This window comes from Candidatus Neomarinimicrobiota bacterium (assembly GCA_021157965.1).
Lineage (GTDB): Bacteria > Fidelibacterota > Fidelibacteria > Fidelibacterales > Fidelibacteraceae > Fidelibacter.
Window position 1 is genome coordinate 1 of record JAGGVO010000057.1, and the last position, 23,689, is coordinate 23,689.

Sequence of the window (23,689 nt, forward strand, 5' to 3'; positions counted from 1 at the left end):
CGGATAAGGCGGGAATTGATAACCTTTACCGGTTGGGGTGACGGCACCACGCGTCGCCAGCCTTTTCCGTCCACATACCGGACTTTCCAGCCGTGTTTCTTTATCAGAGGCTGAATTTCTTTCTCTGTGAAAAACTGCCCGATAAATTTCGTAGGATGTGTACACGCCGGGTCGTTTTTATCAATAAGAACCTGAGTTATAATCGTGACCACTTCCTTTTTTATACCGGCATCGTGAAGCTTATTTTGCAGGGATTGTTCAATCATATAGCCGATGCTTCCCTGAGTGTCGGCCACCAATACACCCAGAGGTGTTTCCGGAACAATGCCCCGGGAAAGTTCCACACGCTGAAGGGCATTCCCCACCTGGGGGCCGTTTCCATGGGAAATGACAAGCCGGTATCCGTTCCGAATAAAGGTCAACATTAAATCCATGGATTTTCGGGTATTGGCAAACTCCTCATGAATATTGCTTTTACCCCCGGGGGAAATGGCGTTTCCCCCAAGGGCAATGACTGCTGTTTTATTGGACCGCATCAACGGATAAAATCCTTGAGAAGTTCTTTCAATGTGGGTTCGCCGATCTCCTGCAGCTCATACGTCACCCGAACGGACGGCTGTTTGATTTTGATAACCCGGCGCAAATCAATGGGAGTCCCGATGATTACCACATCGCATTCTGTTTTGGCGATGGTTTTTTCCAGATCCTTCATCTGTTGTTCACCATATCCCATCGCCGGAAGAAGAATACCGATGTCCGGGTATTTTTCAAAAGTCTTGGTAATGGTTCCCACTGTAAAGGGACGGGGATCCACCGCTTCAGAAGCCCCGTACTTTTCAGCTGCCACCATGCCGGCACCATACTGCATTTCACCATGAGTCAATGTCGGGCCATCCTCTACAACCAAAGCCCGTTTCCCTTTAATCAGATTACCGTCTTCCACAAAAATGGGAGATGTTGCATCTACGATACGGGCATGGGGATTAATCTCCCGAACGGCCTGACGGACAGTTTCCACATCTTCAGGATTGGCGGTTTCAATTTTATTGATTACCACAATATCCGCCAGACGGAGATTTGTTTCTCCCGGATAGTAGGTGGTTTCATGTCCCGGTCTGTGAGGATCCACCACGGTAATTGTCAGATCCGCCTTATAAAAAGACGTATCATTATTGCCGCCATCCCAGAGGATCACATCCGCTTCTTTTTCCGCTTCCCTCAGGATTTTTTCATAATCCACACCGGCATAAATTACACTACCCATGGCAATATGAGGTTCATACTCTTCCATCTCTTCAATCGTGCAATCATGTTTTTCAAGATCTTCCAATTCTGCAAAACGCTGAACGGACTGTTTGATCAGATCTCCATAGGGCATGGGATGGCGGATGGAAACCACTTTTTTCCCCATTTCATGCAGGGCTTTAATGACCCGGCGGGTTGTTTGGGACTTGCCACAGCCGGTTCGGATAGCTGTAATGGCAATCACCGGTTTTGTGGATTCAACCATTGTTTTATTGCCTCCCAGGAGGACAAAATCCGCTCCGGCTGCATTCACCCGGGATGCTTTGTGCATAACATTTTCATGAGATATATCACTGTAGGCAAAATTAACAATATCAATTTTATGTTTATAAATCAGATCTTCCAGATCGGCTTCATCATAAATGGGAATCCCGTCGGGATACAGGTGTCCCGCCAGTTCCGCAGGATATTTCCTGCCGTCGATATCGGGAATCTGAGTCGCTGTGAAGGCCACCACTTCATACATCTCATTATCCCGGTAATAGGTATTGAAGTTGTGAAAATCCCGTCCGGCTGCGCCCATAATCAAAACTCTTTTTCGTTGTTTCATGCTTACCTCTCTTTTTGTTATTTTGACTTTTTATTTTTCGCTTTTCTGATCTCTCCGTGAAAAACCAGGGACTCAATTTCTTCATAACGGGTTACATAATAAAAGGTCATACCGTTTTTCACTTCTTCCGGAACACGTACAACATCGCCCTTATTGGCAGCCGGTAGAATCACCTGTTTGATGCCTGCCCGCCGGGCAGCCGTCACTTTTTCCCGGACCCCTCCTACCGGAAGAATTCTTCCCCGAAGAGAGATTTCACCAGTCATCGCGATATCATGACGGATTTTTTTTCGAAGAAGAACAGACAAGACAGCCGTAGTAATCGTAACACCGGCTGAGGGACCGTCTTTGGGAATTGCCGCTGCAGGAAAGTGGAGATGTATGTCATAATCCAGGAATCGGTTTGTTTTGATGCCATACACATCGGCATTGGCCCGGAGAAATGAAATCGCCGTACTGACCGATTCTTTCATGACATCCCCTAATTGTCCCGTCATCTTCTGACTGCCTGTTCCCTTCATCAGGGTGGCTTCCACCGGTAACACATCCCCGCCGGATTCTGTGTATGCGAGCCCCACGGCAACTCCTGTCATATCCCGGTGAGGGACTTCTTCCTTAAAAACCCGGGGAGGCCCCAGATATGTTTCCAGATTCCTGGTGGATATGTTTACCCGCGAAGAACCAGGTTCTTCGGCAATTTTTCTGGCGACTTTCCGGCATATCTGACTGATGTACTGCTCCAGTTTACGGACTCCCGCTTCCATCGTATAATTTTCTATAATATTTTCTATAGCTTTAGCTGTAAAACGAATCTGAGAACCTGTCAGACCGGCGCTTTTTACCTGCCTTGGAACCAGAAACCGTTTAGCAATCTGGATTTTTTCCGGCGTAATATAGCCGGGAAGATGGATTATTTCCATTCTGTCCAGCAGAGCATCAGGAATGGTAAATTCCTGATTTGCAGTTGCTATAAAAAAAACGTTGGACAGATCGAAGCTGACTTCCAGGTAATTATCCCTGAAATCAAAATTCTGTTCCGGATCCAGGACTTCCAGCAGTGCACTGGACGGATCCCCCCTGAAATCCTGTCCCACCTTATCCACCTCATCCAGCATGATGAGAGGGTTTTTTACACCGATTTTTCGGATATACTGGATAATCCGCCCGGGCATGGCACCAATATATGTTTTTCGGTGACCGCGGATCTCAGCCTCATCGTGCATCCCCCCCAGAGAGAAACGGATGAATTTCCGCCCCATAGCCTTAGCAATGGATTGCCCCAGAGAGGTTTTACCAACCCCGGGAGGTCCTACAAAACAAAGGATGGGACTTTTTGCCTCTTTATTTAAGGAGAGAACAGCCAGAAATTCAAGTATGCGGTTTTTAACATCTTCAAGGCCGTAATGGTCTGCATCCAGAATGGCTGCCGCTTTTTTCAGTTCCAGCATGGCATCTGTCTTTGCTCCCCAGGGAAGTCCCAGCAACCAATCCAGGTAATTCCTCCCGACGGAATATTCCGATGAGGAGGGATGCATAAGTTTCAGCCGGTCCAATTCTTTTTCTGCGGCTTCCCGGGCCTCCTTTGAGAGAGGCAGAGAATTCATCTTATGCCGGATTTCAGACAATTCCGGATTGGATTCTTCATCTTCGCCCAATTCATTCTGAATGGCTTTCATTTGCTCACGGAGATAGTACTCACGCTGAGTCTGATTCAGAGAAGAACTGACCCGGTCATGAATTTTAGCGTTCAGCTCTATCAGTTTCAGCTCTTTTTTCAACAGTCTGACCAGAATGGTCAAACGCTCGGTGATGCGGTTTTCTTCCAGTATTTGTTGTTTTTCAGAGACTTTCAGATTCAGAGCGGAAGTGACCAAATCACTGAGTTTGGACGGATCCTCAATAGAAAAAACAATTTCCTGAATTTCTTCCGGAAGCACCGGTGAAAGAGCAAGTATTTGCTGAAAAAGGTCTGCAATCATCCGGGTGAGGGCTTCGGTCTTCAGCGAATTACCGGTTGTTTCCACAAGGGAATGAACCCGGGCAACAGGATAGGGTTCTTCTTTAACAATTTTATCCAGACTGATGCGATGGAGTCCCCGGAAAAGTACCCTCATGGAGCCGTCAGAGCTTTGAAACATTTTCAAGATCAGGCATGCAACACCGACTTTAAAAAGATCATTGGATTCATCCAGTAAATCATCCGGATTTTTCCGGGCAAAAACCCCCACGATCCTGTCTGACGTGACAGCATCCTGAATCAGTTGAAGATGACGTTCTTCCCGGACAACGACAGGAAAAATGATATTGGGAAAGGGGACATTCCCATCGATAGCCAACAGTTTTATTTGATCAGAACTATCCGGTGATTTGCGTTTTTTTTCAGTTGATGGCATGGGTGGTTTTTTCCAAAAACATGGTAAATAGGTGAGCTTTTTTATTTATTTCCGGCATTTGCTTTCATACTCTCTCTCAGAAAGTGAAAGTTAGAGAAAACTGGGGGTTCTTTCAAGCAAATTAGCCTTCAGAGAGCTCTTTCAACAGAGTATGAAAAGATTCTATAACGACCTTCATTTCATTTGCAGATCGGCACATATTTGCTTTTTGCCTGAAACCGGAGCCATGGGGAAGGCCCGTGGTATACCATGAAAGATGGGACTTAAAAATCTTATAGCCCTGATCAGGTCCGTAAAAGCTCACCACATCCCTGAAATGTTTTTTCATAAGGTCAATTTTCTCCGTAGGGGAAGGATTTTCAGGGACCGGTTTCCCGCTTAGAGCAGCTTTAATTTGTCTGAGCAGCCAGGGATTCCCCAAGGCTCCCCTGCCGACCATCACGCCGTCGCATCCGGTTTCATCCATCATTCTCAGGGCATCATCGGCAGTACGAATATCCCCGTTTCCGATAACCGGCAACCGGGTATTTTGTTTCAGAAGCCGGATCAAAGACCAATCCGCCCGGCCCTTATATCGCATGAGAGTTGTCCGGGGATGAAGGGTTATGAGTTGAATGCCACTCTCTTCCAAAACCGGAGCGATTTGTGGAATAATCAGATGTTTATCATCCCATCCGGAACGGATTTTAACCGTCACGGGCACAGTTACTGCCGATGAGACCGCCGAGGTAATATCCCGAAGCCGTTCCAAATCTTTTAACACAGCACTGCCGCCCCCCTTTTTGACCACTTTGGGAACGGGACATCCAAAATTCAGATCGATCAAGTCCGGTTTAAAATTTTTTTCAATAAAAACTGCCGCATTGGCCAGAACCTGTGGATCGTGGCCGAAAATTTGAATGCCGACAGGCCGTTCACTCGCTTGGAATGTCATATAACGAAGGGTTTTCCGATTATTCCGGATGACACCCTCCGAGCTGACAAATTCGGAATACGTCACTTCAGCCCCGAAATCCCGGCAGATTTGACGAAAAGGCATATCCGTAACACCGGCCATGGGGGCAAGAAACAGAGGGACCCCGATATTGAGTTTTTCTAAAAGAGATTGCATATCAATCAGAGAAGATTCCTGAAATGAGTTACACGGTTCCTGCCGCTGTTTTTTGAAACATAAAGGGCTTTATCAGCCTGCTGGATCAACTTATCAATGTCCACTTCTCCGCCGGACCATGTTGAAACACCCAAACTCATAGTCACCGGTTTATCCAAACAGTCGTTCAACCCCTCTTTGAAACCCTTTCGAAGCTTTTCAGCCACATACATCGCATTGATCTCATTCACATTGGATATGAAAATGACAAACTCCTCACCGCCAAATCGGGCCAGGATATCATAATTACGAAGATTATTCCGCATAATTTTTGCACTTTCAATTAAAATCTTATCGCCCGTATCATGACCGAAAGTATCATTAATCCGCTTAAAATGATCAATATCTGTCATAATGATGGAAAAGGGCAGATTCTGACGCCGTGAAAGGTTGATATAAGGCATGATCTGATCGTAGAAACTCCGCCGGTTGAGCAACTGAGTCAGGTAATCCACCTCGGATAACTTTTTAATCGCTTTCATAGAAAGGACAGTTCTAAGCAGACCTGAGATTTTTAGCGTGAGTTCATCGATGTCAAAAGGGATGTGGAGAAAATCATTCACACCCATGTCATACAGCTTGTGAAACATAACCCGTCTATTGCCGGCAGACAGGGCCAAAACAGGCAAATTGGCATCTTTGCTCCGAATGTTGCTTAAAAGCAATGCTGAATCTTCATCCTGACAGTCCGCATTGACAACCACAAGATCAAAGGGTTTAGTCTTCAGAAGCTCTTCAGCCCCTGCATAAGTTTCTGCAAATGTAGCCCCGTATTTGTAAATCCTGCTGATATTTCTGAATAATTTTCGTTCTGTTTCGTCCGGAAGAATAAATAAAATCTTGCTCTTTGCATGATTTCTTAAGTCGTTAAAAAACTCTGAAACAACGGGACGTATTGACTGATATGGTTGGGACATTTCAAGAATTTTGACAACCGGAAAATGGTTATAGGCTTCCAAGACGGATGATTCATGTTCCGGAACCAGCATTATCAGAGGTATTTTCTCCCGGTTTGCCAAAGGGAGAATATCCGTCAGTTTATGATGACAAATGATCATTAAATCTGGCGGAAAATGGAGCATTTCTTTTTTTATATCACGTAAATGATCAGGAGAAAAACTTTTAATCTTGATTGTCTCTGTTGATAAATCATCCCTGAGAAAGGCAATCAGGTCTTTCTGATCATTTAAAATCCAGATCAGTCGATTTTCGCTGATTTCAGCCATTAGCTTATGGGATCAGCATCCTTCATTGCAGATTGCATCCATTCTACTGTTTTTTGTATCCCTTTTTCCAGTGTATAATCAGGAGTGTAGCCTAGTTTATCACGAGTTTCACGGATATCGGCACAGGTATTATTCTGGTAAAACGTGTATGGATTATCAAAATATTCTATATAGTGATCTGTTCCCAGTGCTTCGTTCAGAATTGCAACAATTTCATTAAAGGTCCTGGAAACTCCAGAACCGACATTGAAAATCCCGCTAAAACCTGCAGAAGCCGCTTTCAGATTTGCCTGGACAATGTCGTCCACAAATACAAAATCCCGTCGTTGATCACCGAATTTAAAAAGACGGGGGGGTATGTTTCTTCGCATTTTCAGGGCAAGTTGTAAAATCATGGAAGCCATTTTGCCCTTATAATATTCCCCTGGGCCGTACACATTGAAATAACGAAGTCCTGTGACACTGTGCTGAAGTTCCGGATTCTTTTTAAGGTAGAGGCGGGTCATTTCATCCATCAGATATTTTGAATAGCCATAGACATTTTCGGGAATTTCTCCTTTTCCCACCCTGTTGGGTGAGGGGGAATTGCCATAAACTGCAGCGCTTGAGGCATAGACGAGGGAGGCCTGATTGCGGGAGGCAAGATCCAGAAGAAATGAAAAGGAGTTTGTATTCACCTCTATCATTTTTTTCTGGTCACTCACTGTTGTATCGGTTATGGCTCCCTGATGAAAAATTACATCAAAGTGCCTGTCTTTTAATTGCCTTAAAATATTCTCATCGGTCAGATCCCCGGCAATTAATTCCCCCTGATAACCGATCAGATTTTTGAAATGGCCATTCACAAAAGCATCCAAAACACAGATTTCGGCATCAGGCCACCGGGAGGTGATTGTTTTCACGAGATTTGATCCAATGAATCCTGCACCGCCTGTAATCAGTATCTTTTTTCCGTTATAGTTCATGTGATAATCCGTCGCTTGTTACATATTGTAAATATACACAATTGGGGGAGTGATGAATACCCGGAACTCCACTTAAAACCCTATAAATTAAGTGTAATTCCTTCTTCATCCAGTGTTTTCCGAAGGGATCCGTCATGTTTTACAAGACGTTTTTCGGCTTCTTCGTAAGATACATTCAAAGAAGCCATCACCAGGGTTGCTTTCACCCGCCCACCGGCTTTGGTTAAAAGATCCATGGCTTTGTCATAATCAATACCGGTACAATGCCTCACAATGCGTGCCCCACGGTCCCACAATTTTTTATTGGTTGTCATCAGATCCACCATGAGATTCCCATAGGTTTTATGCATGAGAACCATCGCCGATGTCGAAATCATATTCAGGATTAATTTTGTGGCAGTCCCTGCTTTCATACGGGTTGAACCGGTAATCACTTCCGGTCCCACAATAGTTTTTATAAGCACATCCACATAATCCGGTTTATCAAATTCATTACAAACCAGGAGTCCGGTTGTAACTCCGATTTCCTTCGCACGTTTCAGGGCGCCATGGACATAGGAGGCCATACCGCTTGTTGTGATTCCCAGAAGACAGTCCTTTTCTGTCAGCCCCCGCTCGTCCACAATTTTAACACCCTCGTCATATTCATCTTCAGCCCCTTCAACAGCTGTGACCAGCGCCGCGAGTCCGCCACACATAATTCCCTGAACCAGGGAATTGGGAGCTGAATAGGTAGGGGGAATTTCTGACGCATCCAAAACACCCAGGCGGCCGCTTGTTCCGGCACCGATATAGAACAACTTTCCCTTTTTTCGAAAACTTTCAACGACTTTATCCGCAAATTCCCCGATTGCAGGAATTGCCTTTTCCACAGCGAGGGGAACAGATTTATCCTCTTTGTTTATGAGATAAAGAATTTCACCGGTATCCATTTCATCAATATTCATACTCGCCAGATTTTGCATTTCCGTGTGTTTGTCACTGATGGCCATAGTGCTCCCCTGTTGTTTCAACGGGCAATTTTACAAGTTAATCATAAATATTCCAATATCGGATTAAATCAACAAATTATCCAGAACCTGCCGGTCCTTTTCGGGAGAAACATGAAAGGTTTGAAGGGTTTTTCCGTCTTGTGTCAGTGCCACCCGGACAGATTTACTGTTTCGGCCTTTACTATAACGGCCCAGCAGTTCACCCCCTCTCTGCACATCCGCGTTTGTGAAGGTCCCGGACAAGACACCCACCGCCCCGATTACATCAACACATTCCAGCATAGGCAATCCGGAAGCAATCTCCAAAAGCCGTTTATGTTCGTTCTCATTTCTTGATATGATCAATTTCAGGGATTCGGAAAGCCTGAAATGCCGTCCCACCCGTAACAATTTCCTGTCGGATTCAGTTACATTTTCTTTTCCCTTATACCGGAAAAGATCTTTCATCCGTGTTGCATATCCGCCGTCAATCAGGAAACAGTTTGCTCCCCCTGCAACCGACAGATCTTCAAGGCCCCACCTGGCAGCCAGTTCAAGCTGACGTTTACGGCTTCTTCCCCTGATATCCTCCAGTAAATCCCGATTTACCAATCCCTCTTTTTCAGGAATGGTAGGCGGAAGACATTTTGCCGACAAAGGTCTTAACAGACGTCCTTCCAGTCCGCTTTCACGTTCAGAAATTTTCAGTTGGTGGGACAACTGGCTTTTGGAACGCTGACCGATGACTTCACCGGTAAAAACGAAGGCTGCTTTTTTTTCATGCATCACCCGGGCTGCCGTTTTTAACATGAGAATCCTGCAATCCAGGCAGGGATTAATGTGTTTTCCATAGCCGTGTCGGGGATTTTTTACCATATCCCAGTATTCCTCATGCACCGGGATAATTTCCAGGGGGAATCCCATGTGCCGGGCAATCTCTGTGATAGAAGGTTTCTCCGCATAAGCATTTGATTTTCCTTCTTCCTCAAACATAGAAGAAAATCCTGTATCAATGACAATTCCCAGCAGTTCCAGATTCTGCTCCATCATCAGTCGCATAGCCAACAGTGAATCGAGTCCACCGGATATCAGTCCAATTCCGTCAGGCAAAAATTAACCCCTTCATGATTTCATGATGTAATAGTTTATGTTACGAATGGTATTAGAGTTCGTTCAGATACTTTTGTTGACGTTTTTCCAGTTTTTTCTCAAAATAGGAAATCCATCGATAAGTCATAATCATTTTATATTTATAACTCCGTTCAACAAACAGCTCAATTTCCGTATCGTCCAATTCCCAACGGAGAAATAAATCCGTCCCTACCTTTTCCTGAAGTACGGGTTGTCCATATTTTGCACTGACGCGCCGGATCAATTTTTCCACTTCCTTTTCGGATTTATCGAACATATCAGAAAAGGTCTTCTCATCGGTCAGGAGGTAAGGCAACTCTGATTGAATGGCTACCGTATGCAGTGAATCCTGTGAAAACACAAAGGTATAAATGGCATCATTTCCCTGAAAAGAGTCGGTAAAAATGAGTTTTGATTCTGTTTCGTAATAATTATCACCAAAGTATTCCAGGGCAACCTTCCGTGTTGCATTTTTCGAGCTTCCCCAGGGGATATCCCGGTACCCGTCCCCGGCAGACAGGCTGGAGGAAATGAGCAGAAGCATCGTCAGAAGAAGGGAGAAAGTTGATTTCATCAAAGACTCCATGCTTTTCTATGAAAATAGTTTTATTCACTCATAAAATCAACTGCAGCTTTAACGATAAAGCGAATACTTTTCTTTCAGGGGAAGAAAGTCTTCCACATCCTGGCGGACACGCATCATGAGGTTTTCAAAGGAAAGTTCGCCTTTCATAGCCTGGTTTAGAGATTCCTGTCCCCAAAGGCGGTTTGCCCATTCGGGTCGGGATATTTCAAATGCCTCCGGATAGAGTTTATTCAGAGTTCTCAGCAAGGTTATGCCAAAAGTTACCGATTCAAAGGCTTCATAGTCGGTGACCGTAAGGCATATTCCTTCAATTTCCACATTTTCAAATTTCGGATTTGTGGCCTTACCCGGCAGATCGACAGGAGTGAATGAAACCGGTTCGATGTTCAGTCCTTCAATGTTCAAAGCCTTGAGTGCTTCGGCCAGTTCCTCACCCTGAATAAAATCAGCACCGATCCATTCAAAGGCATGATCTGTCCCCCTCCCTTCAGACACATTGGTGGCTTCAAGCAGACAGAGCCCCGGATACAATGTGGCCTGATTCATTCCACCGATATTGGGTGAGGGGTCGATCCATGTCAGTCCGGTTTCCTGCCAGAACATTTTCGGCTGCCAGTTTTTCATGGCAATAACCGTCAAATCAAGGGCTTCGGCTTCATGGATCCAGCCTTCCCCTTTAATCATTTGAGCCAGCTCACCCACTGTGAGTCCATGACGAATCGGAATGGGGTACATTCCCACAAAGGATTTCCATTGTATATCCAGAAGAGGGCCCTCCACCCATCCTCCCAGGGGGTTGGGTCGATCAAGAATAATCACAGGAATGCCGTTTTCCGCCCCGGCTTCCATGATATTTCCCATCGTTGAGATATAGGTATAAAACCGCGCACCCACATCCTGAATATCAAAGACCAGAATGTCCACATCCTGCAACATGTCGGGCGTTGGTTTTCGGGTGGATCCGTAAATGCTGTATATGCGCGCACCCGTTTGGGAATCAATCCCCTCGGTAATGTGTTCTCCGGCTTCTGCAGTCCCCCGAAAACCATGTTCCGGTGCAAAAATCGCCGTCAGGTTTACATCTTCCAGGGCATGGATGATATCTGATAAATGTTCCCCCTTCCTGTTATACGCAGTATGGTTCGTGACTATACCTACATTTTTGCCCTTCAGCAGGGTGCATCCCTCTTGAGTTAAAATATCCAGGCCGGTTTGGGTTTGCCGGGTCCTGTTTGAACTGCAACTCAATAATCCTGTCAAAATGACAAGAAAAAATATAAAAACAGCCGTTCTTTTCATGTGAAATAACTCCTTAGTTGTTTATTTTACATACATTCACAGATAAATTTATTATGTTGCACGATACAATGACACAATAATTTTCATAAGGAAATGCACATGAAAGCTCAACTTGATCATCAGGGCATTACTATTGTTCCTGTAAAAACAAAACGGCAATTGCGTAAATTCATCATGTTTCCCTGGAAAATTTACAAGAAGGATCCGAATTGGGTTCCGCCGGTCATTTCCGAGCAGAAAAAGTTCTTCAACAAAAAGAAAAATCCCTATTTCAGGCATTCTGAAGCCCAGTTGTTTTTGGCTTACCGGATGCGCCAGGTCATCGGGAGGATATCTGCACACACCAATACGCGCCATAATCAGTTTCATCATGACAGGACCGGTTTTATTGGTTTTTTTGAATGCATCAACAGCCTCCGGGGAGCAGCAGCCCTTTTCAATGCGGCAGAACTGTGGTTAAAAGAAAAGGGGTGCGACAGGATATGGGGACCTGAAAACTTTTCAGTTAATCACAATGTAGGATTACTGATTCAGGGATTTAACAAGCCGCCCGTATTTGAAATGACCTATAACCCAAAATATTATATTCGTTTATTTGAGGGATCGGGTTTTACAAAGATCCAGGATTTGTATGCCTGGAAAGCCAATCTTGAGGAAAAACCGCCGAAAAAAATTCAGGATGTGGCATTACTGGCCCGGACGATGCCGGGACTGGTTGTCAGGAAGATCGATACCAAACACGTCCAGAAAGAAGCGGAAAAGATTATATCCATTTACAATCAGGCATGGGATAAAAACTGGGGTGCCGTTCCACTGACTCCGGAAGAAGCCAAAAAAACCATTCATGACCTGTTGAAAATTGCCAATCCCGATTATTTATGGATTGCTGAAATCAACGGACAGGCTGTTGGAACAGCTATTTGCCTGCCAAACGTTAACGAGCAGCTGATTCATTTGAACGGCCGGCTTTTATCACCACGGACCATCCGGATGATGATCCGCCATAAAAACAAATTTGAATCGTATCGCGTATTTATCATGGGTGTACTGGAAGAGTTCAGACATTTTGGTATTGACAGTCTGATGTATCACATGCTATACGAACAGGCATTAAAAGACGGGGTAAAATGGGCGGAAATGTCCTGGATTCTCGAAAGCAATACAGTCATGAACCATATTATTGCGAGCCTGGGTGCTGAACGATATAAAACATACAGGATTTATGAAAGGAAGATTGTGGAATGAGTCGAATTTTCTTAACAGGAGGAACCGGGTTTATCGGCCGGCATCTGACCGGGCTTTTACTGGATCAGGGTTATGAAGTGATTCTTTTAATGCATCACCGGAATTATACAGGCAAGTCCCATCCCAACCTTACCCTGGTCCGGGGGGATATTCGGGAGCCCAAATCGTGGGAAAACAGTCTGAAAATATGTGATGCAGTCATTCATCTGGCCGGATCCGTCAGTGAGACAAGTCTTTACAGGTATATCAGGCACAACAGTGAACCTACCAGGATTCTGGCAGAGGCTACCTCCCGCATCCCCAAAATCCGACAATTCATATTTATCAGCTCTCTTGCAGCTGCAGGTCCATCCAAACCGGGACACCCCCTTTCGGAATACCAGCTGGCAAATCCGGTCAGTGATTACGGGAAATCCAAGCTCATGGGGGAAAGCCGCCTTCTCTTTTCCTCCGGGGATTTTCAAAAAGTGGTCATCCGTCCGCCTGCCGTATATGGCCCGGGAGATCGAGGTTTTTTAAAAGTATTTCAAATGATACACCACAGGATCAAACCTGTTGTTCATAAAGGCATTCAGGAGCTTTCTATGATTCACGTCAGCGATTTGTGCTCCATGATCACCGGACTTATCCTGAATCCCCGTCTGAACCATGACGAGATCTTCTATGTCAACGACGGCACAGATATTCATAATTTGAACGATCTGCTCACCCAATTGGAAACGGTGATGGAAAAACGGGCTATTCCCGTACCCATTACCCGATTCATGATGGGAAGTACCGCCTATATTTCCGGTTTAGCCGGCACCATAAGGGGAAAAGCACCCCTGGTAAATATGAGTAAATACAGGGAATTAAAACAACCTGCCTGGTGTTGTAAAAGCGAAAAAATACTGAGTTTCCTGGAATACACCATCAAATATCCTCTGGAGATTGGACTCAGAGATACCTACAATTGGTACAGGCACCATCAATGGTTATAACATGAAAAAAATCTCCACATCATTTGCGTTGTTATGCATTCCGTTCCTTCTGTACGGGGGCGTCATATACAATGTCCATTTAGACGGCATTATCAATCCGGCTTCATCCCGATATATCGAAAACAGCCTGGAATTGGCCGTTAAGGATTCGGCTCTCTGTTTTATTCTTGAAATGGATACGCCGGGTGGACTCATGACGGCCATGAAGGATATTATAAAAACGGAGTTAAATTCACCCATCCCGTTTATCGTATATATTGCCCCTTCAGGAGCACAAGCCGCTTCAGCCGGTGTTTTTATAACCCTGGCGTCTCATTATGCAGCTATGGCGCCCGGGACCAATATTGGTGCAGCCCACCCGGTTCCGGCAGGCGGCGGGGGTGGCATATTCGGCGGACAAGCCCGGGACAGCCTGAATATTATGGGTAAAAAGACTGAGAATGATGCCGTATCTTACATCCGTTCCCTGGCGGAAAAGACAGGCCGTAATGCAGAGTGGGCAGAAGATGCTGTCAGAAAATCCGTGTCAATAACGGCTAATGAAGCAGTGGCATTACATGTTGTGGATACTGTAGCCGCAAATCTCAAATCCCTTCTGAATATTCTCCGGGGAAAAAGCTTTCAGGTCAATGAAAAAACGGTCACACTCCCCGAGAATCTGCCTGATCAAAAAGTAATACAGCGTGAAATGTCCTGGACAGACCGCCTCCTGGATGCCTTCAGCAATCCCAATATTGCTTATATTTTTCTCATGCTGGGTTTTTACGGGCTCTTTTTTGAGATAACCCATCCCGGATCAGTCTTTCCCGGTGTGTTGGGTGTCCTCTTTTTATTGATTGCCTTTTTTTCATTTCAGATGCTTCCGGTGAATTATGCGGGGATTGCCCTGATTCTTTTCGGGATAATCCTGTTGATTCTGGAAGTGAATATTGTCAGTTTCGGATTATTAACCATAGGAGGACTTGCGGCAATGCTCATCGGATCAACTATGCTGATTGATTCCCCTGATCCTCTGATTCAGATATCAAAGGGAATTATTTATCCGGTTGTCATCTTAACAGCCTTGTTTATCATCGTGGTGGTACGCTTGGTTGTGAAAGCTATGAAAAACCGCCCCATAACCGGTTTTGAAGGTCTCATTAGCCTGAAAGGTACAGCCGAAACAGAAATATCTCCATTAGGAGGAACTGTTTTTGTGAACGGTGAAATCTGGAAAGCCGTAGCGGATGAGACAATTTCGAAAGGGACATCAATCGAAGTTCTCGAAGTTAATAACATGATTTTAAAAGTAAAAAAAGTCTAAAGGAGGCATACTATGTTTTCTCCATCCTTCTTTCCCATGTTAACGGTTGCGATTATTGTTATTTTGTTTCTTTCATCGGCGGTTCATGTTCTGAAAGAGTATGAACGGGGTGTTATATTCCGTTTAGGACGTTTAATTAAAACCAAGGGGCCCGGACTGATTATTGTTATCCCTTTTGTGGATAAACTGGTAAAAGTCTCTTTGAGAACTGTGGTTATGGATGTACCCGAGCAGGATATCATCACAAAAGATAATGTATCCGTCAAAGTAAACGCCGTTATCTATTTCAGAGTTCTGAATCCGGAAAAGGCCGTGGTACAGGTTGAGGATTACTATTTTGCCACATCCCAGCTTTCCCAGACAACGCTCCGATCCATTCTGGGACAGAGTGAACTGGATGAATTGCTGTCAGACCGGGACAAAATCAATCATTCCCTGCAGGAGATCATAGACCGCCAGACCGATCCCTGGGGTGTTAAAGTGGCCAATGTGGAAATTAAACATGTTGATTTACCTGTTGAGATGCAGCGTTCCATGGCCAAACAGGCCGAGGCCGAGCGTGAACGTCGGGCAAAGATCATTGCGGCCGAAGGGGAATTTCAGGCGGCCCAGAAACTCAGTGATGCAGCGGAAATTATTGACGAACACCCCTCGGCTATCCAGCTCAGGTATCTGCAGACACTCATTGAAATTTCCAGCGAAAACAATACAACAACCATATTCCCCCTCCCCCTGGATATTTTTGAACCGTTCAAACGTTTTTTTGAAAAAAAAACATTGAAAGCTGATCAGAAAAAAACCTGATAAGTATTCGCACGGCGTATAAGTCCGTATTTAACACACAATTCCTGAAACAGCTGAACCCCGGATTGAACCTGTTCGGGGTTTAGTATATGGCAGATATTTTTTGTCAGATAGTGCAATAATTCGGATTCAGGAATATTCAACTGCCGGCTCCATGAATGAACCCATATCTGCTGTTGCCTTTTCCAGATAGAATAATTTTCATGTAACCAAAGGTGAACCGGCATCAAATCTTCTTTTTCAAAAGCAGCGATCACGGCATAAATAAAAGGAGTGCCAAACGTATCTTTCCACCATTTCCCCAGATCGATGTGAACCGGCAAATCCGGGATACCCGGCTGAAAATTATCATCACCAATCAACAAAAAAGCGTCAATATCTTTTCGTAAAAGCATGGCTTCAAAAGGCAGGGACACATAGCGAATATTCCGATATCCAGTGTCATTTAAAAGAATTTTAAGCATGCGGACGGAAGTCCGGCTTTTAGTATCCAGGGCAATCAAGGCACCGTCTTCCAGCTTTTTTTGACTATAAAGGCAGACAGAGCGGACGGGGCCGTCGCTGGCAATGACATAGTGACCTGACATGAAAGGCAAAGTATTTTCAAAAAAAGAATATGTGGGAATCATGGCCACATCAAGGGCATGTTGAAGCAACTTTTTATAAAGCAGTGGCGGTTCTGCCAGCATCAGCTTCACATTCAAATCCGAATCCCTTTCAGGCGGCAGTGCACGGACTAAAGGATAGGCATTGATAAAATCAATACCCCCCAAACGAATCGTTTTCATCGGTCATTCCTTATTTCCCGAAAAAAGGTATCCCTTTCAACGGGAATATATCCGGCAGAACGGATCAGTGCTTTCAGTTCATTGACGGTCATGGCGGACCGGGTCTTGGCACCGGCTTCATGGGCCACATGTTCTTCAATCACCGTTCCATCAATATCATCGGCACCAAAATTCAGGGCTGTCTGGGCCACAGGCGGGGTCAGATAGATCCAGAAAGCTTTTACATGGGGGATATTATCCAGCATCAAACGGCTCACAGCCTGAACTTTCAAATCATCCCCCGCATGGGTTCTTTTTCCTTTCAGGGCATTATTAAAGGGCTGGTATGGCAAGGGGATAAAATTGAGGATTCCCCCGGTCTCATCCTGCAATTCCCGTATCCGAATCATATGATCCACCCGTTCTTCCGGAGTTTCAACATGGCCGTACAACATGGTAGCATTACTTTTCAGGCCCATTTTGTGAGCTATCTTTGTAACTTCAATCCATCGTTCGGCGGAAATTTTTTCAGGACAGAGAATTTTCCGCACCCTGGGTGCAAAGAGTTCCGCACCCCCTCCCGGCATGGCCTGCAATCCGGCTTCAATTAAATCCTCAAGGACACGTTCAACAGTTTTGCCGGAAATTTGGGAAAAGTAGTCAATTTCAACGACATCAAACATTTTTAACACGGCTTTCGGCCGGTGTGCCTTTAATAATCGAATCATTTCCAGGTAATAATCAAAGGGCAGATCAGGATGCAGTCCACCCACCACATGAATCTCACTAATCGGTTCGCCGAGATGATCCCGAACTTTTTTTTCAATATCCGCAAGTGAAAGGGTATAGGCACCGGTCGTATTCCGTTTCCTGTGAAAAGCGCAAAAAGCACAGTGGTTTACACAGATATTGGAATAATTAATCACCTGATTCCGGATGTAATAGGCTTTATGATTAGAGACACTTTCCCGTCGAATGTTGGCAAGATAACCAGCCACAGGGAGCGAAACATCGCGAAACAGGCGGACACCCTCTTCAAAAGAAAGGCGCTGACCTGTCAAAACCTTTTCTGCCAGGGATTCAAATCCTTTAAAATAAATTTGATGTGCTGATGTAAGAGCCTGTGTCATGAAAACCTTTATATCATTTACAGGAAGAATTTACATCATTCGTGCCGGATCTGAAATAAAAGCCATTATCGAGTCCTGAATTGTCTTTTGAAATACATCATATAAGACATTAAATTAAGATATAAATATGGAGAAAACATATGCCTCCCCTGAAGCCTTTAAAAGGAAACATGACAAAACCGGCTGTAAATTTGACAGATCCGGAACAACGAATGACCCTGATCAAAGAGAAATTAAACACCCTGACCCGGGATTTTGGGGATGTTTATGGCAAGCGTTTAACAGAGGAATTGATTAAACGGCTGGAATTCACGATTAATGCATTTCATGAGGATATTTTGAAGGCCCTGGATCAGTTACAGGATGTGGGAGAAACCCAGCGTAACCTTGAGGAACAGGTTCGTCAAGGTATACCCTTAAATGATTTGCTCCCTGAAGAATTAAAAAAACCCGGGAGAGTTGTCCACCAACCGGCTTCTAATCTATTTAAACTGAAAATAAAGTGAGGTAATTTTGGAACTTGAGCTTCGGCGCATTGGCTTATGGCCATTATTCAGGAACACGTTTTTAGTATCCGGGCTGTTATTTTTGATTCTTTTCATCTTTATGGGAAATGTCTTGGTTCAGATGATGCATCAATCCATGAGTGATATGGGTATGGGAGGTACAACCTTATCGGGACCTCTTTCTTTTTTTACATTATTAAGTCTGGCTATATCAAATGCATTTTTCTTCAGCCTCTTTGTCACCGCTGCCGGTGCTCTTTATAATTTTATTACCCACTGGACCGGAGGAATTTCTCTGGAATTTAATGATCCTTATGAAGAATATGAGGATGCCTATACAGAAGAAAGCATCCCGGAGGAAGAAGAAATTTTACCTGAATCTACTGAGGAAGACACGGATCGAGAATGAATCAAACAGCAAACCGGGTGCGTTTTGCTCCCAGTCCAACCGGATATCTGCACATAGGCGGGGCCAGAACAGCCCTTTTTAATTATTTATACGCCCGAAGTACAGGCGGAACATATCTCTTACGGATTGAGGATACGGATACCGAACGATCATCCCGGGAGATGACAGAACAGATTTTGGACTCCTTATCCTGGCTGGGGCTTTTGCCGGATGAACCCTATGTACTCCAGTCTGACAACATTCAGGCGCACCGGCACGCTGTGGACACTTTATTGAAAGAGCACAAGGCGTATCGCTGTTTTTGTACAAAAGAAATCCTTGAGAAAGAGAAAGAAAAGGCCGCCCGGGAAAACAGGCCTTATCGTTACAGTGGTGTCTGCCGGAATCTGACAGAGAAGGAGATTCAACAAAAACTGGATCAAAACCTTCCGTTTACAGTGCGTCTGAAGGTTCCGGATGAAGGTGTTACACGCTTCAAGGATATGGTTTTCAAATCCATCGAAGTCAAAAACTCGGAAATTGATGATTTCATTATCATGCGCTCTGATAAAACGCCGGTATATCACCTGGCTGTTGTGGTTGATGACGCCCTGATGGGGATAACCCATGTCATCCGTGGTGAAGATCACCTTTCCAATACACCAAAGCAGATACACCTCTACCTTGCCCTGGAATACCCCGTTCCCCGTTTTGCCCACGTCCCCCTGATTCTGGCACCGGACGGGAAACGCTTAAGTAAACGGCATGGTGCCACCTCGGTGGGGGAATTCCGGAATATGGGATTCCTGCCCGAAGGGTTTATAAACGGTTTGATTCATCTGGGATGGGGAACATCGGGAAACCAGACACTTTATACACCGGATGAACTGATTCGGAAATTCAAAATTACGGATGTATCAAAAAAGGGGGCCATCTTTGATCTGCAAAAAATGATCTGGATCAACGGCCAGCACATCTCAAGGAAATCTTCCGCAGAACTTTTTCCACTGGTGACCCAGGCATGGTTGAAGGCTGGACTTATATCTCAGGATGACATTGAAGATAAAACTGTTTATCTGAACCGTGCCATCGATTTATTGAAAACGCGGATGAAGCTTATCACTGACTTTGTATCATTCGGATCTTACATGTTGAAAGATCCGGTATCTTACGATCCCGAGGCTGTAGAAAAGCGATGGGCTCACCCACAAATACAAAATCTCATGACCCACTACATGAAAGCACTGGAAGGACTCGAATCTTTTAATCCGAAAAATCTGGAAAATACCCTTCGTACTATCACAGACGAAGCCGGTGAAAAGGCGGCGGTATTGATTCATGCCGTTCGGCTTGCCGTTACCGGATTTTCCGTAAGTCCGGGACTCTTTGAGCTGTTGTCACTCCTGGGAAAAGAGATCGTTATAAGAAGACTGAAAAAAGCCTTAGATTATTTGCAAACATAAACACGCTAAATTCCCTGCGGGGGTACTATGAAAAGACCTGTCATGTCCCGTATTGTCATGTTTCTCGGCATAGGGTTCACTCTTTGTGCAGCCGCTCCTGTAGATAAGGATATATACATTCTGGATTTTGAGAATAAAACCGACGATGCATCCCTGGACTGGCTTGAAAAAGGGTTGTCTGAGATGATATTTCAGGAAAAGTTTCGTCTTCCCGGTTTGATACTCCATCCGGAATATACCATGTCGGAAGCCATCACATTCAGAGAACAGGATCCTCAATTTCCATCGAACCGTTACATACTGATGGGATCCATATACCACTCATCGGCAGAAGGAGATATTCTGATTCATTTGAGTTCCATCCATATCAAAAGCTGGCAGACGGCCGGTGAAAGTTCCTTTACGGCATATCTGTCGGATAAAAGAGCATTAAAAAGTGCGTTGATACATCATCTGGCGAAATTGTACCAGACAGAATCCCTTGATTTGGATTTTACAGTGAATAATGAATCACCTACAGATGAGGGATATATTGATACTGAGACACTGGAAGCTGCACGGCGTGAATTGTTAAATATAACCACAGAGTTGGGAAAGGGAAAAGAACGGGAATCAAAATCACATGGCTTGACCACTCTCCGGCCTCCTGCCGGCACGACGGTTTTGAGATTCAATCAAACTGAAGCCAAATTGCGGCTTGATATGGAACGGGAGAATCTGAACACGACTAGTCAGGCCATATACGAATTACTGCAGAATCCTTATCTGGTTCAAATTAATGAGCCAAACATCTCCACGCTTCCATACAGACCTCACAGAGGGACCATTCGTATTGAAGTCTCATATCAACTTCATCCGGATTTGCTTGAAGAACTGACAGATATTCTTCCCTTCCAACAGGTTGACACAGAAAATGACTATTATTATTCCTATCTCACTTTTCAGGCAGATTATTCAGATATTCCTTTTCAGTTACAGCGGGATATTCAGTTAGGACATTACCGGACAATCCCGGTTATCGAGTTAACAGACGGGCAGGGACGAATTATACATACTTTTATTGACGGACAATATTTGGATCTGCGTGAAATAAACCGTTATGATGGATTAAGCATCCTTGACAATTTCAAACCCCTCCTCATCATGACATCCTCCCGTTCGAATATTCAGTTATATGTAAAACAGGCGCCTTATGTAGGAGTTTACGAGCTGGAACTGCCCGTTTCGCTTTTGGAAAGTCTTGCCGAAGTACGTGTTCAGTTTTACCCTATCCTTGAATTGTACGATCGGTATTAATCATCAGGAATATGTTAAAAGTCCTTGCAATTTTTTTAAATTATTTCGTATTATTTCAGGCTTTTTGACGGCGAAGTAGCTCAGTTGGTTAGAGCAGCGGAATCATAATCCGCGTGTCCGGGGTTCGAATCCCTGCTTCGCTACTGCTTTTTTAAAAACCCTTTTTCTGAAAGGGTTTTTTATTTTGAGCTTAAAAAATAGGGAGCAATGAAAATTCATTGCTCCCTTTCTATCAAAGTATTATGTAATGATCTTTAGCGACGTTTTTTATCACCTTCTTTAGGCAGGACCATAACTTCTATGTCTTCAACCTTTTTCTGAAGAGCTTCCAGGTCACGGGAAAGTTTTTGAATTTTCTGATTGTTTGTAATCTGGGTCTGATTTACCATTGCTCTCAGACTGGTGGTTACTTTCCTTAAAGCTTCAACTTGTGTTTCAAGGTTATTCAGGTTGTTATCGACAACGGCACCCAGGGAATCAACACGTGTATTGATTAAAAATATATCCTGGCTGTGAGCTCTTTTAACATCTTCAATTTTGTTGTAGATATTTTTTATATCATTCTGATTTTGGCGAACGTGTTTAGCTCTTCCTACAAACTTAACTTCAAGATTGTCAAGCTGATCTGTGAATTTCTGATATTTTTCTTCAATTTTCCCGGCTCTTTCGTTCATGGAATGAATGCGGGCATCAAATGTTGTCTGATAGTAATACATTGCACCCAATCCGGCAAAGAGGGCAACCCAGAGTACAGACATCAAAAATTTCTTCATTATTTACTCCCAGTATTTTTCAAATTCAATATTGCTGAACTCAAGCTGTTGAACGTACATAAAATGTAATTCAAAATCAACAATACAGAAATAAAAAAATGCATAAAAAATAAAAAGCCCCGTGTCCGGGGCTTTTTATCAAGACATAAATCTGCTTACTTAAGCAGAGTCATTTTCCGTGTAATGGACTGGCCGTCGACTGTCAGTCTGTACAGATAGGTACCGGAAGCGACATTTGAGCCATTCCATGTAGAGGTGTAGTCACCGGCTTCACGATAACCATCCACCAGAGTTTCAACAAGTTTACCATTCACATCATAGATGGAGAGGTTCACATTTGCACCGGCAGTGAGGTTGAAGTTGATTGTAGTGGCGGGATTGAAGGGGTTGGGATAGTTGGCTTTCAGTGTAAAGGATTTCGGTCCGAAAACACCTTCCGTTTCCCAAATACCTTCTCCTGACTTCACAAACTTATAGATACCATTGTTATCCCAGGTGTTGAAATAGGTAACGTATGCCGTATTTTCATCGGCAAATGCAATACCACGAGGCAGAGCCGCGCCACCTGCAGTTTGTAATGTGTCAGGAATTAATGAATCAACGACTGTTTTTGTTGTCGGATCCCAAGCCACATGTCCGTTTGCCGGAAATCCAACACTAGAGGGATGCACACCCATCCAGAGCAGTCCATCGGGAGACCAATTCGCAGATTCAACCAGCAATCCCGGAATTGTGTCAATCTGGGATGTGTAATCACCATCAAGCCCGTCGTCACTGTGGAAAATAATCACGCCCGATCCGGTAAAACTGTAGAAATAGATATCGTTCGCATCGGGAGAGACTTCAATTGTCCTGGAGTAACCGGAAGTCAGGTCACCGGGAACCACGTCATCAATCAGGAATCCATCGGGATCAAAAGCTTTGATGGGGTTACCGCCTGCAACAACCATATTCAGGAAGTAGTTACCTTCTGAATCCGTAGCAACTTTGGTAATAGAGTTTTCACCGAATGGCTGTTTTACAATCATTTTTGTTGTAAAATCATCCTTGCTTACAATGTAATATGTATCATACATACAGACAATCACATCGCCATCAGGATTGGTATCCATACCGCGCATTGAATACCAGAAAGTATCCACTTCATAGCCAAAGTAGCTTTCGGAAGGATCCAGGGGACCAAAAGTTTTCACGGTTGTTTCAAGGGTTCCATCCGGATTGAAAACTTTAATTCCCCGGCAGGCTACAAAACTGTCTGCAGGAGCCGGCACATAGATAGAGTCCATAGCATAGTATGAACAATACCATATCCGGCCGTTTCCGTCTACAGCAATACCCTGTCCGTAGGACACAACAGAATCAGGACCTGCAGGAAACATCGTCCCGCTATCCCATCCCGCGAAAGCCATGGTAGCTGCGAGCAAAACAGCAACAACAACTAACATTTTTTTCATCTCG

Annotated in this window: 22 protein-coding genes and 1 tRNA gene; 9 read left to right on the plus strand and 14 right to left on the minus strand. The window is 44.4% G+C overall.

Annotated features, from left to right (window positions below; genetic code table 11):
- The 10 genes from J7K63_08900 to J7K63_08945 form a co-directional block, all read right to left on the minus strand.
- On the minus strand, positions 1 to 536 hold a 536-nt coding region (locus tag J7K63_08900), incomplete at its 3' end, for a carbamate kinase (GenBank protein ID MCD6235138.1).
- Positions 536 to 1,855, minus strand: coding sequence for a GTPase (locus J7K63_08905; protein ID MCD6235139.1), 1,320 nt, complete (start codon positions 1,853 to 1,855; stop codon positions 536 to 538). The genes J7K63_08905 and J7K63_08900, both read right to left, overlap by 1 nt.
- A gap of 17 nt (positions 1,856 to 1,872) precedes the next feature.
- Positions 1,873 to 4,248, minus strand: a complete 2,376-nt coding sequence (lon, locus tag J7K63_08910; GenBank protein MCD6235140.1) for an endopeptidase La — start codon at positions 4,246 to 4,248, stop codon at positions 1,873 to 1,875.
- 121 nt (positions 4,249 to 4,369) lie between these two features.
- Positions 4,370 to 5,359 (minus strand): tRNA dihydrouridine synthase DusB, encoded by a 990-nt coding sequence (gene dusB / locus J7K63_08915; GenBank protein MCD6235141.1) that lies wholly within the window; start codon positions 5,357 to 5,359, stop codon positions 4,370 to 4,372.
- Positions 5,360 to 5,364: 5 nt separating this feature from the next.
- Positions 5,365 to 6,624: a diguanylate cyclase gene (locus J7K63_08920; protein MCD6235142.1), complete on the minus strand. Its 1,260-nt coding sequence runs from the start codon at positions 6,622 to 6,624 to the stop codon at positions 5,365 to 5,367.
- Positions 6,624 to 7,589 carry an ADP-glyceromanno-heptose 6-epimerase gene (gene rfaD / locus J7K63_08925; protein ID MCD6235143.1) on the minus strand — a complete coding sequence of 322 codons (966 nt, stop codon included), beginning with the start codon at positions 7,587 to 7,589 and terminating at the stop codon, positions 6,624 to 6,626. The genes J7K63_08920 and rfaD overlap by 1 nt, the downstream gene beginning before the upstream one ends.
- Before the next feature lie 80 nt (positions 7,590 to 7,669).
- A complete protein-coding gene (gene murQ, locus J7K63_08930) occupies positions 7,670 to 8,581 on the minus strand; it encodes an N-acetylmuramic acid 6-phosphate etherase (GenBank protein MCD6235144.1) in 912 nt (303 codons plus the stop codon).
- A gap of 63 nt (positions 8,582 to 8,644) precedes the next feature.
- Positions 8,645 to 9,670 (minus strand): hypothetical protein, encoded by a 1,026-nt coding sequence (locus J7K63_08935; GenBank protein MCD6235145.1) that lies wholly within the window; start codon positions 9,668 to 9,670, stop codon positions 8,645 to 8,647.
- Positions 9,671 to 9,722: 52 nt separating this feature from the next.
- Positions 9,723 to 10,265: a hypothetical protein gene (locus J7K63_08940; protein MCD6235146.1), complete on the minus strand. Its 543-nt coding sequence runs from the start codon at positions 10,263 to 10,265 to the stop codon at positions 9,723 to 9,725.
- Between the two features lie 60 nt (positions 10,266 to 10,325).
- Positions 10,326 to 11,576 (minus strand): DUF1343 domain-containing protein, encoded by a 1,251-nt coding sequence (locus J7K63_08945; protein ID MCD6235147.1) that lies wholly within the window; start codon positions 11,574 to 11,576, stop codon positions 10,326 to 10,328.
- A 99-nt stretch (positions 11,577 to 11,675) separates the two neighbouring features.
- Here J7K63_08945 and J7K63_08950 point away from each other — a divergent pair, with 99 nt between their 5' ends.
- The 4 genes from J7K63_08950 to J7K63_08965 are packed head-to-tail and all read left to right on the plus strand — an operon-like array spanning position 11,676 to position 15,908.
- On the plus strand, positions 11,676 to 12,821 hold the full coding sequence (locus tag J7K63_08950; GenBank protein ID MCD6235148.1) for a GNAT family N-acetyltransferase: 1,146 nt from the start codon (positions 11,676 to 11,678) through the stop codon (positions 12,819 to 12,821).
- A complete protein-coding gene (locus J7K63_08955; GenBank protein MCD6235149.1) occupies positions 12,818 to 13,801 on the plus strand; it encodes an NAD(P)-dependent oxidoreductase in 984 nt (327 codons plus the stop codon). Before J7K63_08950 ends, J7K63_08955 begins: the two co-directional genes overlap by 4 nt.
- Position 13,802: 1 nt before the next feature.
- Positions 13,803 to 15,104 carry a nodulation protein NfeD gene (locus J7K63_08960; protein MCD6235150.1) on the plus strand — a complete coding sequence of 434 codons (1,302 nt, stop codon included), beginning with the start codon at positions 13,803 to 13,805 and terminating at the stop codon, positions 15,102 to 15,104.
- A gap of 12 nt (positions 15,105 to 15,116) precedes the next feature.
- Positions 15,117 to 15,908: a slipin family protein gene (locus tag J7K63_08965; protein MCD6235151.1), complete on the plus strand. Its 792-nt coding sequence runs from the start codon at positions 15,117 to 15,119 to the stop codon at positions 15,906 to 15,908.
- On the opposite strand, the gene J7K63_08970 is transcribed toward J7K63_08965, so the two are convergent.
- The gene (locus J7K63_08970) at positions 15,893 to 16,696 is read right to left on the minus strand and encodes a hypothetical protein (GenBank protein ID MCD6235152.1); all 804 of its coding nucleotides are present in this window, start codon (positions 16,694 to 16,696) and stop codon (positions 15,893 to 15,895) included. The two genes, J7K63_08965 and J7K63_08970, sit on opposite strands and share 16 nt — an antisense overlap.
- The gene (gene mqnE / locus J7K63_08975; GenBank protein MCD6235153.1) at positions 16,693 to 17,805 is read right to left on the minus strand and encodes an aminofutalosine synthase MqnE; all 1,113 of its coding nucleotides are present in this window, start codon (positions 17,803 to 17,805) and stop codon (positions 16,693 to 16,695) included. Before mqnE ends, J7K63_08970 begins: the two co-directional genes overlap by 4 nt.
- A gap of 170 nt (positions 17,806 to 17,975) precedes the next feature.
- On the opposite strand from mqnE, the gene J7K63_08980 reads away from it, so the two are divergent.
- From J7K63_08980 to J7K63_09000, 5 genes are all read left to right on the plus strand, one after another.
- Positions 17,976 to 18,311 carry a hypothetical protein gene (locus J7K63_08980; GenBank protein MCD6235154.1) on the plus strand — a complete coding sequence of 112 codons (336 nt, stop codon included), beginning with the start codon at positions 17,976 to 17,978 and terminating at the stop codon, positions 18,309 to 18,311.
- A gap of 112 nt (positions 18,312 to 18,423) precedes the next feature.
- Complete coding sequence (locus tag J7K63_08985; GenBank protein MCD6235155.1) at positions 18,424 to 18,720, plus strand: hypothetical protein; 297 nt, start codon at positions 18,424 to 18,426, stop codon at positions 18,718 to 18,720.
- Positions 18,717 to 20,162 (plus strand): glutamate--tRNA ligase, encoded by a 1,446-nt coding sequence (locus tag J7K63_08990; GenBank protein ID MCD6235156.1) that lies wholly within the window; start codon positions 18,717 to 18,719, stop codon positions 20,160 to 20,162. Before J7K63_08985 ends, J7K63_08990 begins: the two co-directional genes overlap by 4 nt.
- 27 nt (positions 20,163 to 20,189) lie before the next feature.
- Positions 20,190 to 21,458: a hypothetical protein gene (locus tag J7K63_08995; protein ID MCD6235157.1), complete on the plus strand. Its 1,269-nt coding sequence runs from the start codon at positions 20,190 to 20,192 to the stop codon at positions 21,456 to 21,458.
- Positions 21,459 to 21,527: 69 nt separating this feature from the next.
- Positions 21,528 to 21,601: transfer RNA gene (locus tag J7K63_09000), tRNA-Met, on the plus strand.
- Positions 21,602 to 21,712: 111 nt separating this feature from the next.
- Here the strand turns inward: J7K63_09000 and J7K63_09005 are convergent.
- Together J7K63_09005 and J7K63_09010 are read right to left on the minus strand one after the other, a co-directional pair.
- Complete coding sequence (locus tag J7K63_09005) at positions 21,713 to 22,231, minus strand: hypothetical protein (GenBank protein MCD6235158.1); 519 nt, start codon at positions 22,229 to 22,231, stop codon at positions 21,713 to 21,715.
- A gap of 155 nt (positions 22,232 to 22,386) precedes the next feature.
- A complete protein-coding gene (locus J7K63_09010; GenBank protein ID MCD6235159.1) occupies positions 22,387 to 23,685 on the minus strand; it encodes a T9SS type A sorting domain-containing protein in 1,299 nt (432 codons plus the stop codon).
- Positions 23,686 to 23,689 lie beyond the last annotated feature (4 nt).